Below are 15,359 nucleotides of genomic sequence, written 5' to 3' on the forward strand. Positions count from 1 at the left end.
ATATTGTAGCCATAGTAGGAAGACCAAATGTAGGAAAATCTACGCTTTTTAATCGTTTAATCCAACGTAGAGATGCCATAGTAGACTCTGTGAGTGGCGTTACGCGTGATAGAAATTATGGAAAAAGTGAGTGGAATGGAAAAGAATTTTCTGTAATTGATACAGGTGGATACATTAAAGGTTCTGATGATATTTTTGAAGGCGAAATTAGAAAACAAGTAGAATTAGCGATAGATGAATGCGATGCCATTATTTTTATGGTAGATGTAGAAGAAGGCATTACGCCAATGGATGATGAAGTGGCGAAATTATTACGTAAGGTTACTAAACCAGTTTTATTAGCCGTGAACAAAGTTGATAATTCGAAACGTGTTACAGATGCGTTAGAGTTTTATAATTTAGGATTGGGCGAATATTTCACTATAGGCGCTATGAATGGAAGTGGAACGGGTGAATTATTAGATAAATTAGTAGAAGTTTTACCTGAAATGCCAGAAGCCGTTGAAGATGAAAATCCTTTACCTCGTTTTGCCGTTGTGGGTCGTCCAAATGCAGGAAAATCTTCTATTATTAATGCCTTAATTGGTGAAGATAGATTTGTGGTTACAGACATTGCTGGAACTACTCGTGATGCCATTGATACCACTTATAATCGTTTTGGTTTTGAATTTAACTTGGTAGATACTGCCGGAATTAGAAGAAAAGCGAAAGTAAAAGAAGATTTAGAATTTTATTCTGTAATGCGTTCGGTTCGTGCCATTGAACATTCTGATGTTTGTATTTTGGTAATTGATGCCACTCGTGGTTTTGAAGGACAAGATCAAAGTATTTTTTGGCTGGCCGAAAAAAACAGAAAAGGAATTGTAATTTTAGTCAACAAATGGGATTTAGTTGAAAAAGATACTATGACCGCAAGAGATTACGAGCGTAAAATTCGTGAGCAAATTCAACCGTTTACAGATGTGCCAATTCTATTTGTATCTGCGTTAGAAAAACAACGTTTATTAAAAGGATTAGAAACAGCTGTTGAGGTTTTTGAAAACAGAAAACAAAAAGTACCAACATCAAAATTCAACGATTTGATGTTACCAATTATAGAAAACCAACCGCCACCAGCGTTAAAAGGGAAGTATGTAAAAATTAAATATTGTATGCAATTGCCTACTCCGGTACCACAGTTTGTGTTTTTTGCCAACTTACCGCAATATGTAAAAGACCCTTACAAACGTTTTATTGAAAATAAATTGCGAGAAAACTACAATTTTAGTGGTGTCCCAATAGACATTTACTTTAGACAGAAATAAAAAAAAACCGATAAGTGATTATCGGTTTTTTTTGTATTAGAACCTCTCAAGGTTTTATGTTTTTAAAAGTTTATAAACTGAACACTAAAAACTGCCAACTGATTACTAAAGCTACCAACTCCCTCCAGCACCTCCACCAGAAAAGCCGCCTCCTCCAAATCCACCACCGAAGCCTCCGCCAAATCCACCACCAGATGATGAACCACCGCCAAAACTACCGCCGCTGCGACCCAAACTACTTAATATAATAATATCCATTAAGTCAGGACCACCCATTCCACCAGAATTGCCGCCATTATTTCCTTTGTTTTTAGAGGCTATGATTAAAAATAAAATTACAAAAACTATTATGATTAGTATTGGAATACTACTTCCTTTATCTTTTTTTCGTTCGCCTTTGTATTTTCCAGTTAATACTTTAAAAATGGCATCTGTACCTTTGTCTAATCCAGTATAATAATTTCCTGTTTTAAATTCCGGAATTATAACATTTCTAACAATTTCACCAGTCATACCGGCTACAAGTTGTACTTCGGCCCCATAACCTGGAGAAATCCAAATTTTACGATCGTTTTTCGAAAGCAAAATTACAATTCCATTATCTTTTTCAGCGTCTCCAATTCCCCAAGCTTCTCCCCAATTTGGCGTTAAAGTTTGGATATTGTCTCCGTTTAAATCTTCTATAATAATGGCAACAATTTGTGTAGAAGTGGAATCCGAATATCTAACTAATTTTTCTTCTAATTGTGTTTTTTCAACATTAGTTAAAAGTTTTGCATAATCATAAACAGAAGTCTGTAAACTGGGTTTTTCCGGTATTTTATATTGTCCTAACGAAAATTGAGAAAATAATAAAAAAGTAAAAAAGGCAATACAACTACTACTTTTTAGAATTTGGAATTTAAATTTTCGAATTTCCATATTAACCTTTTGAAATTTCATTAGACAATTCATTCGTGTCGGTTTCATCATTATAAGGAAAATATTTTTTCAATTGTATACCAGCTTCTAAAATCCCTTTAATTAAACCGTCTTTATATTGTCCAGCTTTGAATTTATCAAGTACTACATCTTTAGTAGAATTCCAAAAATCGGTTGCAACTAAATCATTAATACCTTTATCACCAAGAATTGCAAAACTTTTGGTTGCTGTACAAATGTAAAAAAGCACTCCGTTTTTCAATTCGGTAGCATCCATATTAAGGATATGAAACACCTCTTTCGCTCTTTCCATTGAAGGTTTGGTACTATTTTCTTCAATATGTACACGAATTTCACCTGAAGTGTTTTTTTCGGCAATCACAATCGCTGCAACAATTTCTTGTTCGTCAGCTTTAGATAAAAACGCTGTGGTTTCTGGCATTATTTGAATGTTTAAACTGAATTAGAATTTTACTTTCGGAGCATTTTCAGCTCCAGCAACAGCTTTAAAGTATGCTTTTTCAGTATAACTACCTAAAAATATATTTTGTGGCATAGCTAAAACATAACCATTATATGCTAATACGGATTCGTTAAAACGAGTTCTTGCAGTTAAAATTTGGTTTTCTGTACTCGCTAATTCATCTTGTAGTTTTGTGAAATTTTCTGTCGCTCTTAATTGAGGATAAGCTTCAACGCTAACTAAAAGTTTCGATAATGAACTCGTAATACCACTTTGCGCTTGATTAAATTGATCTAATTGCGCAGGAGTAATGTTTTTCGGATCGATAGTTACCGATGTAGCTTTTGCTCTTGCTTCTACAACTGCTGTTAAGGTACTTTTTTCAAAATCCGCAGCGCCTTTAACGGTATTGACTAAATTGTCAATTAAATCAAGTCTTCTTTGGTATGCGGTATTTACATTTCCCCATTCTTTTTCTGTGGCTTGACTAAATAGTAAAGCTTTATTTTTTACATTCATAAAGTATAAAAACCCTAAGATAAGAACACCTACGACTACTAATACGGGAGCAAATTTTTTCATAATTTTTTATTATTTTAAGTTAATTTATTTTATTGTTAATTTTTTACTGTTTACTAATCACTGAACACTGATTACTTAATCAAAGTCCTTTTTTCATTTCTTGCAATTTGTTTTTGATGCCCTCCAATTTATTTATGATTTCAAAATTGTCTAAGGTTTTCTTTTTACCTTCTTTCAAATGAATTTTGGCTCCTTCCAGAGTAAACCCGCGTTCTTTTACTAAATGGTAAATCATTTGCAATACTTTTACATCATCTGGACGAAACATTCTGTCACCCTTCGCATTTTTTTTAGGATTGATTTCATCAAATTCTTTATCCCAAAAACGAATTAATGAAGCGTTTACATCAAATGCCTTCGCTAATTCGCCAATGCCATAATATCTTTTTTCTGGTAAGTTTACTTGCATTTTTTTCTTTTTATTATTCTCTCATTGATTATTGTGCAATTGACACACAAATCAAAAGTTTAATTTTCTTTATTGGCTAATTTAGTAATTAAAACAAATTCTTTTACAAAAAAGTTGCCTTTTAGAAACTTTTTCTTGTTAGCGATTTCATTAAAATTTACTATTTTTGTGCACGTTACAACAAAGTAACACTTATTATACGAAAGAACTTGAATTTTGTTTCATATTTTGAAATATTTTTTTAGAATTTCAATCAAATTAATTATTCGATTCAATATCATTTAAAATGAAATCACAAGACATAAGAAAAGCGTATTTACAATTTTTTGAAAGCAAAGGACACACCATCGTTCCTTCTGCCCCAATTGTATTAAAAGACGACCCAACACTGATGTTTAATAACTCAGGAATGGCACAGTTTAAAGAGTTTTTCTTAGGAAATGGTACGCCAAAAAGCAATCGAATCACAGATACTCAAAAATGTTTACGTGTTTCAGGAAAGCACAACGATTTAGAAGATGTAGGTTTTGATACGTATCATCACACTATGTTCGAGATGCTTGGAAATTGGTCTTTTGGCGATTATTTCAAAAAAGAAGCCTTGCCTTGGGCTTGGGAATTTCTTACGGAAGTTTTAAAGTTAGAAAAAGACCGTTTGTATGTGTCTGTTTTTGAAGGTAGTACAGAAGATAATGTGCCTTTTGATCAAGACGCTTGGAACATTTGGAAACAATTTGTACCCGAAGACCGAATTATATTAGGAAATAAAAAAGATAATTTTTGGGAAATGGGCGACCAAGGTCCGTGTGGTCCGTGTTCAGAAATTCATATCGATTTACGTTCCGATGCTGAAAGAAATGAAGTGTCTGGAAGAAGTTTAGTCAATGCTGACCATCCGCAAGTAGTGGAAATATGGAATAACGTTTTTATGGAATTTAACCGTAAAGCCGATGGTTCTTTAGAAAAATTACCCGCACAACACGTAGATACCGGAATGGGATTTGAGCGTTTGTGTATGGCGATGCAAAATGTAACATCAAATTACGATACCGATGTGTTTACACCGCTTATCGCGAAAGTAGAAGAAATTACAGGATTAAAATATACGCCCAATACCCAATACCCAATACCCAATACCCAAGAAAAAACCAACATTGCTATTCGTGTGGTTGTAGACCACGTTCGTGCAGTGGCTTTCGCTATTGCTGATGGTCAATTGCCTTCAAATACAGGAGCTGGCTATGTAATTCGTAGAATTTTACGACGTGCGATTCGATACGGATTTACGTTTTTAGATACAAAAGAACCTTTTATCAATAAGTTAGTTGATGTATTAGCCAATCAAATGGGCGAATTTTTCCCAGAAATCAAATCGCAACAACAATTGGTTACCAATGTAATTCGTGAAGAAGAAGCTTCGTTTTTAAGAACGTTAGAGCAAGGCATTCAATTATTAGAGAACGTAATGGTAAATACTTCAGGAAAAGAAGTTTCTGGAGAAAAAGCGTTCGAATTGTATGATACGTTCGGATTTCCAATCGATTTAACAGCTTTAATTCTTAGAGAAAGAGGATTTAGTTTAGATGAAGCTGGTTTCGAAACAGAATTACAAAAACAAAAAGCACGTTCGCGCGCCGCTTCTGAAGTTTCTACTGAAGATTGGTCGGTTTTAATTCCAGGAAATGTAGAAACGTTTGTGGGATATGATCAAATGGAAAATGAAACAAAAATTACCCGTATTCGTAAAGTAGATTCAAAAAAAGACGGAATTTTATACCAAATTGTTTTAGATAACACCCCTTTTTATCCAGAAGGTGGTGGACAAGTAGGAGATAAGGGAATTTTAGTTTCTGCAAATGAAACGATTGACATTATCGATACGAAAAAAGAAAATAACTTAATTTTACATTTCGCAAAACAATTACCAGAAAATGTAAACGCCACTTTTACTGCTAAAGTAAATACAGATTTAAGAACATCAACTTCTAAAAATCACTCGGCGACACACTTGATGCATTTGGCTTTAAGAACCATTTTAGGAACGCACGTAGAACAGAAAGGTTCGTTAGTAAATCCTAATTATTTACGTTTCGATTTTTCGCATTTTTCAAAAGTTTCTGATGCAGAATTACGTCAGGTTGAAAATAGTGTTAATTCTCAAATTGAAGCCCAATTACAATTAGTGGAGCACCGAAATATTCCAATCAAAGAAGCATTAGACAAAGGTGCAATGGCTTTATTTGGTGAAAAATATGGCGATTCAGTAAGAATGATTGAATTTGGAAATAGTAAGGAATTATGTGGCGGAATTCACGTGAAAAATAGTGCTGAAATATGGCATTTCAAAATTATTTCGGAAGGTGCTGTAGCAGCTGGAATTCGTCGTATTGAAGCCATTACTGGCGATGCCGTTAAAGCGTTCTACACGAATCAAGAAAATACCTTGTCGGAAATTAAGGAAGTATTGAAAAATCCGCAAGATGTTTTAAAATCGGTTGCTTCATTACAAGACGATAACGCAAAATTGAAAAAACAAATTGAGCAATTAGTAAAAGAAAAAATTGACGGATTAGCAACAAGTTTAGTTTCTCAATTCCAAGATGTTAATGGAATTAATTTCTTAGTAAAACAAGTCGATTTATCTATGAGTGCGACGAAAGATTTAGCACTAGCTATTGGAACTTCCAAACTAAATACATTTGTAGTTTTAGCTTCAGTGGAAGATGGTTTACCAAATATTCACTGTTATATCTCTAAAGAATTAGTGGCAAACAAAGGTTTAAACGCTGGAACTGTAATTCGTGAATTAGGAAAATACATTGATGGAAATGGAGGCGGACAACCGTTTTTCGCTTCAGGAAAAGGTAAAAATGCTAAAGGAATTGCTGAGGTTTTAGAGAATGCGGTGAATTTCATAAAGTAATATATCACGCAAAGGCTCAGTGTAAATATAATTTTAATAGTATGTAATATGGAATTTAAAAAAGATTATTATTATGAATTTCATCACGAAGAGAGTGGTGAATTTTACTATTTAAGATTTATTGAAAGACAATTAGATAAAAATTTATTTTATGATTTAAAAAATAAAAAAGAAATAAAAATTAATTTTATAAATACTAAAGAATTAAAATTGTTTATCAAAATGAAAGAATTACAATTATTCTTTCAAATTGATTCTTTAAAAGATAATATTGACAATTTTCTTTCTGATTATAAATTAAAAATTTATTCAGTAGAAGGGGCAAATTACAAATTTTTATTACATCCTAATAATTTGGATTTTCTTCCAGAAGATTCAGAAAAGTATTGTTTTGAAGGTAACAACGTAAATAAATTTTTCAATAAAATTGAAAATATAATTGGAAAAAAAATTGATGTTACAAAAAAAGATGCATTGTTTGTTTAAAAAAACAATTTCTAAAGTCGTTTTATGATATTATACAAGTTAGAAGACAAATTAAAAATACATTTCAAGAAAACAATTCCACAACGCGACCCAAGTGTAACTGAGGAAACACCAAGTTTAACTAATAATCTTTACTATTCGATTGATGCAAATCCCAATAAAATTTGGACAAAAGACAGATTTAAAAACATAGGATTATATATTAAGGATAGAGATATTGCTGTTATTACTGTTGAGGCTTTAGAGGATATTACTTGTGAACTATTTTGCGGGAGAAAAGTAGCACCGTTCACTATTTTCTACAAAGGAATGAAATACTATAAGACTTGGTGCTCACATTCTGCTTATAATTTGTGGGATTTAGAAGGTAATAATTATGTTAGGGAGTCTTGGGACCACGCTCGTAATAATGAACACGGCTACTTTGCTATTTATGATGATAAGGGTTTTTTACGTTGGATTCGTGGCGAGGATAAAAAAAGATTTAAAATAATAGAAGATAACCGCAGAAAAAGTCGCGTGGAAGTAGAGTAAATAAATTATTTTCTTTCCCCAATTTGTTGTCGCCACATCGCATAATACAACCCTTTTTCAACCAATAAATCTTCGTGTTTACCTTGTTCAATAATTTTACCTTGTTCTAATACGAAAATTTTATCAGCGTGCATTATGGTTGATAATCGATGAGCAATTAAAATAGTAATTCTGTTTTCATCAGAAATATTTCTTATCGTACTATTAATTTCTTCTTCGGTAATCGAATCTAAAGCAGAAGTTGCTTCATCGAAAATTAATAAATTGGGCTGTCTCAAAATAGCTCTGGCTATAGACAAACGTTGTTTTTCGCCTCCAGAAATTTTAATTCCACCTTCACCAATTGTCGAATTTAAACCGTTTTCCGCACGTTCTAAAAGTTTGCCACAACTTGCTTTTTGCAACGCGCTTATTAATTCTTCATCTGTTGCTTTTGGTTTTACAAACAATAAATTTTCTCTAATTGTTCCAGAAAACAATTGTGCGTCTTGTGTTACAAACCCTAATTGTTTTCGCAATTTTAAAATATCAATTTTTTTAGAATCGATACCATTATACAAAACGTGACCAATTGCTGGCGGATATAAGCCAACCAATAATTTAACTAAAGTTGTTTTTCCGGATCCTGATGGACCTACAAATGCAACAGTTTCACCTTGTTTGATAGAAAAGTTTATGTTTTCAACCGCAGGCTGTTTGGCAGTTTTATGTTTGAAACTTACATCGGTAAACACTAAAGAACTTATTTTTCCAAAATTTTCTGGCTCTTCTGGTCGGTGTTCTGATTTGGCTTTTAACAATTTTTCGAAGTTTTCCATCGATACTTTTGTTTCATTTTTAGCGATAATAAAAGCACTTAATTCTTGCAATGGGTTAAAAATAAAAAAGGTAAAAAATACCATAGTTAGTAAATCGCCAACAACAATTTTATCGCTAAATAAGAAATAATATAATCCGAATATTACACACGTTCGCATAAAATGCACCGTTGTACCTTGAATAAAACTCAAACTTCTTATAAAACGAATTTTCTGAATTTCAAGTTGTAAAATTTTATGTGTATTTGAATTTAACCTGTTTTCTTCCTGTTTGGTTAAACCCAAACTTTTAACCAATTCTATATTTCGTAAACTTTCTGTGGTTGATCCCGCTAAGGAATTGGTTTGCATAACGATATTTCTCGCCACTGCTTTTATTTTTTTACCTAAGAAGGAACTAATAAATGCAATAATAGGTGCGGTTAATACAAAAATAAATGCAATTCTGTAGTCAATTCTTGAAATGTAAACAATTACAAAAATGAATCCAATTATGGTTTGAAAAATCAATGAAATAGATAGTGTAATTAGCTTTTCTGAGTCGGTTCGGGCTTTCTGCAATTTACTTAAGGTTTCGCCACTACTTTGATCTTCAAAATCTTCGTAAGGTAAATCTAAAGACTTTTTTATGCCATCCGTATACATTTCTGCACCTGTTCTTTGAATGACAATATTGGTAAAGTAATCTTGAAAGTTTTTTGTGATACGAGAAATCATTGCAGCTGTAAGCGAAAGGCCTAACCAAAAACCAACAGATTTTATGAAACCGATTTCATCGCCTTTGTATTTCGCAATTCCCACACCACAATCCTGCATCAATTTACCCGTAATAATCGAATCCGATAAACTAAAACATATGTTTATGGTAGCCATTAAAAGTGCAAAAAAGAGTAGTAATTTGTGTTTTCGTAAATACTTATAAAGCAATTTCATTTGTGAAAATTTAAGTCGCAAAAGTAAGCAATAAAAAGTCTTTACATATTTTTTTACAACTATTTAACTTGTTTTTGTATTTTTGAAAGAAGATAAACATTGCTATGAAATTTCAAACCACCATTCCTATAAAAAAATCTGATTTTTTAATTGATTATTCTTCAAAATTAGTTTCTTTAGGTTCTTGTTTTGCTGAAAATATGGGTGATAAATTTGACTATTTTAAATTCCAAAATATAACCAATCCGTTTGGAATTATTTTTAATCCAATATCATTAGAAAAAATAATTCTTAGAAGTCTTCATAAAAAATATTTTACAGAGAAAGATATATTTTTTCATAACGAAGCTTGGCATTGTTTTGAAGTACATTCCGAACTTTCTAATCCTAATAAGACGGAATTTCTTACTACTTTAAATCAATTGATTGATACCACAAACGGGCATCTTGAAAAAGCGACACATTGTCTAATTACTTTAGGAACTTCTTGGGTGTACAAGCATATTGAAAGCGATACGCTTGTTGCGAATTGTCATAAAGTTTCACAAAAACAATTTGTAAAAGAGTTGCTTTATGTTGCTGATGTAGAAGCGAGTTTGAAAAGAATTGTTTCAGAAATTCAAGTTGTAAATCCAAATTGTAAATTTATTTTTACGATTTCTCCTGTTCGTCATAGTAAAGACGGTTTTGTAGAAAACAATGTAAGTAAATCGCATTTAATTACTGCGCTGTATCATTTTCTAACAAATGCTACTTCAAGTATTTATTTCCCAAGTTATGAAATTATGATGGATGAGTTACGAGATTATCGATTTTATGCGGAAGATATGTTACATCCAAATCAAACCGCAATTGATTACATTTGGATGCGATTTTCTGAAAATTATATAAATGAAAAAGAATTTGAAACGATGCAACACGTTTCAGAAATTCAAAAAGCATTGAATCACAGACCTTTTAATCCTAATTCTGAAAGTCATTTAAAATTTCAGGATAATTTAAAACAGAAAATTAATGCCATTGTTACTAAATATCCTGAAATGAAATTTTAAGGCATCTATTATAATTTGCTTTGTAAGCTTTGCCAGCTACCGCCATTTATGCATTCAATACCGTTTCGTTTTAGTATGTTTGTTGCCATTCCGCTTCTGTTTCCGCTTCTGCAACAAGCAATAACTGGTTTGTTTAGTTTTTTTATGTCGTTAATTTTCGATTCGATAATTTGTAAAGGAATGTTTTTGGAGTTTTGAATGTGTCCTCCAGCAAATTCTTCATATGTTCTAACATCAATGATTATTGCATTTTTTTCTTTAAATGCTGCAATTTGAGCGGATTTATCACCAAATCCTAAAAAATCTAAAATTCCCATATTGTTTTGTTTTTAGCAAATATATGGGAATCTTATAATTTTTATGTAACAAATGTTACTATGTAGTTTGTTTTTCGAAAATTAAAGCTAAACCGCCGTCAATTAAATGTGCAATTTCCGGACGTTTTGTTTTAACTTTTTCTAAATGATTTAAAACTTTATCAATTAAATCCGAATGATTTTCTTTTTTAGCTAATTCGGCAATTTCAACTGAAAGTAACCAATCGTTTTCGTGATTTGCAGTTACAGCACCAAATGCTTCTTTCAGCGTGATTTCAGCAGATTTTCCTTCTCTTAATTTTCTAATATTTAGGTATAAATTTTCAAGTTCTTCTCGTTTGCTTGATTTTTTTTGTTTTATAGTATGCGATGTTGGAACGTGGGTAATCATATCAAAACTTGAAACATCTGCAGGTCCTGAAAAGGCAGATGTTATTTTTTTACCTACAGCCATATCATAAATTCCCCATTCTGGAGCAAATAATACCGTTTCGCCGTGAGTTACTGTACAGTTTTTGAATTTAATTAGTAAAATTTCACCTTGTAAATTTCGTGTACCTGTAATAATTTCACCAGAAACTTTAATGTTTCCTTCAAATTCTAAAGTAATTTGTTCGCCTTCGTAAATATCATAGGCGCGTAAATCTCTTGGGCCCATATCTTCTATGGCCAAGTTGATGCCTTTTAGCATTCCTATTGGCGAACCAAATCCATCAGGATGCGATGCTGTTCCGTGTCCTACTAATTCTTTTTCTCTATATGATAAAGCTGTATTTCCTGTGGTTTGAATGTATACTGGTTTTCCTTCGTTTTCAATAACGTTAGTAAAAATACCTGAAATTTGTAAGCCAGTACTTAACTCTGCAGTACCCATAGCTTTTGAAGTAATTAATTTTTGAATTCCAGATAAACCTCCTGTTCGCAATGCCATTTTATTTGCAAATTCTTCTAAAACAGAACTTAATTTGGCAAAATCTGGCGTTACATAAAGTTGAGGTTGTGGTTTGGTGATATCAAAACTTTGGTCTGCTGCTGAAATATCGTAGGGAAGTTTTTTTACTTCATCTGTCATACACCAAGCACTTTCACCAATAGATGATAGCAAACCTGCACCATATATTTTTGGGTTTTCCACTGTTCCAATTAAGCCATATTCTACTGTCCACCAATGTAAATTTCTAATTTTTGACATTTCAGACAATTCACCCATATTGTTTTGTAAAAATTCAACTTGGTCTTCTGCAGCTTTAATTTCAGTTTCCGGAGTGTCTTCAGCTTCTTTTACGATAGATAATAATCGAACGGCTTCGTATAATTCGTAATCTCTTGAAGATGAAATGGCCTTGCAACCAATTTCGCCAAAACGACGTAAATATTCTGCATATTCTGGATTGGCAATAATAGGAGCGTGTCCAGCACCTTCATGAATAATATCTGGAGCGGGAGTGTATTCAATATGTTCTAATTGTCTAATATCACAAGCAATTACTAAAACATTATAAGCTTGAAATTCCATAAAAGCACTTGGAGGAATAAATCCGTCAACTGCCACAGCAGCCCAACCAATTTCTTTCAAAATTCGGTTCATACCATACATGTTAGGAATATTATCAATTTCTAAGCCCGTTTTTTCTAATCCTTCTAAATAAGAATTATGTGCCACTTTTGATAAATAATTTACGTTTTTACGCATTACATATCTCCAAACCGCTTGATTAATTGGTGTGTAATCAGAATAATCTTGTGGGATAATAAACTGTTTTAAATGTTCAGGTAATCTGTCTATCAGAGGGTTACTTTCAAAATTAAGTTCCATAAAGGTTGTTTGTTATTTGTTGTAAAATTACAATAAATTTTAAATCCAATTATGATTTTTATCATGCAAATAAAAATCCTGACAAGAATTTAAAAAACGTATCAGGATTAATATATTTACTTGAACTTTTATTTTATTACTGGTGGGTATTTCTCTAAAATTTTTGAAACAAATTCAGCAATTCGTTCGTCTTTCTTTTCAAAGTTTGTTGTTAAATATCCTGTTCCTATACCTTGCCAAACTAACTCTTTAGTTTTTGCATCAACAATGTCAATATATAACGTGCCTTCTGGAGTAGTCGTTGTTTGCGTGAAACCCATTCCCATTCCCCAACCTGGACCCCAGCCCCAGCCAAAACCGTAGCCCCAACCCATGTTGTTGTATACATTAACACGTTCACGCTCTTTGGTGAAAATATTGATTAAAACATCGGGATTTTCAGATTTTGAAAATTGTTTAGTAGGCATTACAGCATCAATTGCATATAAAATACGCTTCTTGTCTAAATCTGAAATTTCTAATTTATCTATGCTGCTTTTATTATAGGCATAGGTTTTGTAAGCTGCAAAATTTGCTTTTTTGTCATAATCTGTATTTACATATACAGACGAACAAGAAGTAAGGATGAAAAATCCTATAACCGATAGAAGTTTAATTAATTTCATATTCTAATATTTAATTTAATAATTTTTCGTCAACTAAGTTTGGAAGCGTTACTTTTAATAAAGGTTGAGCTTCCATTGCACGTTTTATAGCGAATATTGCGCCTTCATTTCTGGCCCAATTTCTTCTTGATATTCCATTATTTACATCCCAGAACAACATCATTTCCAAACGCTTAGATGCTTCTTTTGTACCATCAAGAAGCATGCCAAAACCACCGTTTATGACTTCACCCCAGCCAACGCCGCCGCCATTATGAATAGAAACCCAAGTGGCACCACGGAAACTGTCGCCAATTACATTTTGAATGGCCATATCGGCTGTAAATCTGGAACCGTCATAAATATTAGACGTTTCTCTGTATGGCGAATCTGTACCTGAAACATCATGATGGTCTCTTCCTAAAATTACCATTCCAATTTCGCCTCGAGCTATTGCTTGATTAAATGCTTCTGCAATTTTAATTCGTCCTTCGGCATCAGCATATAAAATACGAGCTTGCGATCCTACCACTAATTTATTTTCTTGAGCGCCTTTAATCCACTGAATATTGTCTGCCATTTGTTGTTGAATTTCAACTGGCGAAGTTGTAATCATTTCTTCTAAAACAGAACAAGCAATTTCATCAGTTTTAGCTAAATCTTCAGGATTTCCTGAGGCACAAACCCAACGAAATGGTCCAAATCCATAATCAAAACACATTGGACCCATAATGTCTTGTACGTAACTATTGTATTTAAAATCGATATGATTCTCTGCAAAAACATCTGCACCTGCTCTTGAAGCTTCTAATAAAAACGCATTTCCATAGTCGAAGAAATAGGCACCTTTATCCGTATGTTTATTAATTGCAAGCGCATGTCGACGCAACGTTTTTTGTACTTCTTCCTTAAATTTTTCTGGATGATTTGCCATCATTTCATTTGACTCATCAAATGTAAATCCAATAGGGTAGTAGCCACCAGCCCAAGGATTGTGAAGTGACGTTTGGTCAGAACCTAAATCGATGTGTAAATTTTCTTCATCAAATCGTTCCCAAACATCTACAACATTTCCTAAATAAGCAATAGAAACTACTTCATTGGTTTCCAATGCTTTTCTAACTCTCGCTACTAAAAGTGTAATGTCTTCAATTACTTCATTTATCCAACCTTGTGAATGGCGAATATGTGTAATTTTAGGATTCACTTCCGCGCAAACGGTAACACATCCCGCAATATTTCCTGCTTTTGGCTGTGCGCCAGACATTCCACCTAAACCTGAAGTTACAAATAATCCTCCTTTTGGTGATTTTTTTATTTTTCGAAAACCGTTTAAAACGGTAATTGTAGTGCCATGAACAATACCTTGAGGTCCAATATACATATAACTTCCTGCGGTCATTTGTCCGTATTGCGACACGCCTAAAGCATTCATTTTTTCCCAATCATCTGGTTTAGAGTAATTTGGAATTACCATTCCGTTGGTAACTACAACTCTTGGTGCCTCTTTATGAGAAGGGAATAATCCCATCGGATGACCAGAATACATAGATAACGTTTGTTCATCTGTCATTTCAGACAAATATTTCATAGTAAGTAAATATTGTGCCCAATTTTGAAAAACCGCACCATTTCCTCCATATGTAATTAATTCATGCGGATGTTGTGCTACTGCATAATCTAAATTATTTTGGATCATCAACATAATGGCTTTTGCCTGCTCAGAATTTCCTGGATATTCAGAAATTGGTCTGGCTTTCATTTCGTAATCTGGTCGAAATCGATACATATAAATTCGACCATATTTTTCTAATTCTGCTTTAAATTCTGGCAGTAACGTGGCATGATGTTTGACATCAAAATAGCGTAAAGCGTTTTTTAAAGCTAATTTTTTTTCTTCGTCTGAAAGAATTTCTTTACGTTTTGGTGCGTGATTTATTGCGGCATCATACGGTTTATGTTGCGGTAAAACATCTGGAATTCCTTGTTGTATTTGCTCTTTAAAAGTCATTTTTTTTTTTTTTTTGATTTTTGATTTTTAGAATTTTGATTTTCAGAAATTTATGTTTGAAAATCGGTTGTCTAAAACTATTTTTTATTTGTTCCTGTTTTTTTGTCGAAACCATATGGGCAATGTCTACAGCCACTTTTACAGCA

The 15,359-nt window shown here is 32.7% G+C and carries 15 protein-coding genes; 5 read left to right on the top strand and 10 right to left on the bottom strand.

From position 1 onward, the window contains the following. Positions 1 to 2: 2 nt before the first annotated feature. Positions 3 to 1,304, top strand: coding sequence for a ribosome biogenesis GTPase Der (gene der / locus ACIQ11_RS03865; RefSeq protein ID WP_396152968.1), 1,302 nt, complete (start codon positions 3 to 5; stop codon positions 1,302 to 1,304). A 111-nt stretch (positions 1,305 to 1,415) separates the two neighbouring features. Here der and ACIQ11_RS03870 read toward each other — a convergent pair whose 3' ends face one another. The 4 genes from ACIQ11_RS03870 to ACIQ11_RS03885 form a co-directional block, all read right to left on the bottom strand. Further along, positions 1,416 to 2,225 carry a TPM domain-containing protein gene (locus tag ACIQ11_RS03870; RefSeq protein WP_396152970.1) on the bottom strand — a complete coding sequence of 270 codons (810 nt, stop codon included), beginning with the start codon at positions 2,223 to 2,225 and terminating at the stop codon, positions 1,416 to 1,418. A gap of 1 nt (position 2,226) precedes the next feature. After that, positions 2,227 to 2,667: a TPM domain-containing protein gene (locus ACIQ11_RS03875; protein WP_396152972.1), complete on the bottom strand. Its 441-nt coding sequence runs from the start codon at positions 2,665 to 2,667 to the stop codon at positions 2,227 to 2,229. Positions 2,668 to 2,688: 21 nt separating this feature from the next. After that, the gene (locus ACIQ11_RS03880; protein ID WP_396152974.1) at positions 2,689 to 3,270 is read right to left on the bottom strand and encodes a LemA family protein; all 582 of its coding nucleotides are present in this window, start codon (positions 3,268 to 3,270) and stop codon (positions 2,689 to 2,691) included. A gap of 79 nt (positions 3,271 to 3,349) precedes the next feature. Next, positions 3,350 to 3,679, bottom strand: a complete 330-nt coding sequence (locus ACIQ11_RS03885) for a MerR family transcriptional regulator (RefSeq protein ID WP_291242825.1) — start codon at positions 3,677 to 3,679, stop codon at positions 3,350 to 3,352. A 286-nt stretch (positions 3,680 to 3,965) separates the two neighbouring features. Between ACIQ11_RS03885 and alaS the strand changes: the two genes are divergently transcribed. The 3 genes from alaS to ACIQ11_RS03900 are packed head-to-tail and all read left to right on the top strand — an operon-like array spanning position 3,966 to position 7,622. Further along, positions 3,966 to 6,602: an alanine--tRNA ligase gene (gene alaS, locus ACIQ11_RS03890; protein ID WP_396152976.1), complete on the top strand. Its 2,637-nt coding sequence runs from the start codon at positions 3,966 to 3,968 to the stop codon at positions 6,600 to 6,602. A 48-nt stretch (positions 6,603 to 6,650) separates the two neighbouring features. Further along, positions 6,651 to 7,088 (top strand): hypothetical protein, encoded by a 438-nt coding sequence (locus ACIQ11_RS03895; RefSeq protein ID WP_396152978.1) that lies wholly within the window; start codon positions 6,651 to 6,653, stop codon positions 7,086 to 7,088. 24 nt (positions 7,089 to 7,112) lie between these two features. Continuing rightward, entirely contained in the window at positions 7,113 to 7,622 is a 510-nt protein-coding gene (locus ACIQ11_RS03900; protein ID WP_396152980.1) for a hypothetical protein, read from the top strand. A gap of 5 nt (positions 7,623 to 7,627) precedes the next feature. Here ACIQ11_RS03900 and ACIQ11_RS03905 read toward each other — a convergent pair whose 3' ends face one another. Further along, a complete protein-coding gene (locus ACIQ11_RS03905) occupies positions 7,628 to 9,373 on the bottom strand; it encodes an ABC transporter ATP-binding protein (protein WP_396152982.1) in 1,746 nt (581 codons plus the stop codon). Positions 9,374 to 9,477: 104 nt separating this feature from the next. Between ACIQ11_RS03905 and ACIQ11_RS03910 the strand changes: the two genes are divergently transcribed. After that, entirely contained in the window at positions 9,478 to 10,425 is a 948-nt protein-coding gene (locus ACIQ11_RS03910; RefSeq protein WP_396152984.1) for a GSCFA domain-containing protein, read from the top strand. 8 nt (positions 10,426 to 10,433) lie between these two features. On the opposite strand, the gene ACIQ11_RS03915 is transcribed toward ACIQ11_RS03910, so the two are convergent. From ACIQ11_RS03915 to ACIQ11_RS03935, 5 genes are all read right to left on the bottom strand, one after another. After that, positions 10,434 to 10,742 carry a rhodanese-like domain-containing protein gene (locus tag ACIQ11_RS03915; RefSeq protein ID WP_353078368.1) on the bottom strand — a complete coding sequence of 103 codons (309 nt, stop codon included), beginning with the start codon at positions 10,740 to 10,742 and terminating at the stop codon, positions 10,434 to 10,436. A 58-nt stretch (positions 10,743 to 10,800) separates the two neighbouring features. Further along, a complete protein-coding gene (locus tag ACIQ11_RS03920) occupies positions 10,801 to 12,558 on the bottom strand; it encodes an aromatic amino acid hydroxylase (RefSeq protein WP_396152986.1) in 1,758 nt (585 codons plus the stop codon). Between the two features lie 128 nt (positions 12,559 to 12,686). Further along, entirely contained in the window at positions 12,687 to 13,223 is a 537-nt protein-coding gene (locus tag ACIQ11_RS03925) for a DUF4136 domain-containing protein (RefSeq protein ID WP_396152988.1), read from the bottom strand. Positions 13,224 to 13,233: 10 nt separating this feature from the next. Then, positions 13,234 to 15,213 (bottom strand): urocanate hydratase, encoded by a 1,980-nt coding sequence (locus ACIQ11_RS03930; protein WP_396152990.1) that lies wholly within the window; start codon positions 15,211 to 15,213, stop codon positions 13,234 to 13,236. Between the two features lie 77 nt (positions 15,214 to 15,290). Continuing rightward, a partial coding sequence (locus tag ACIQ11_RS03935; protein ID WP_396152993.1) for a DUF5522 domain-containing protein occupies positions 15,291 to 15,359 on the bottom strand: 69 nt, incomplete at its 5' end.

The organism is Flavobacterium sp. (assembly GCF_044361065.1).
GTDB lineage: Bacteria > Bacteroidota > Bacteroidia > Flavobacteriales > Flavobacteriaceae > Flavobacterium.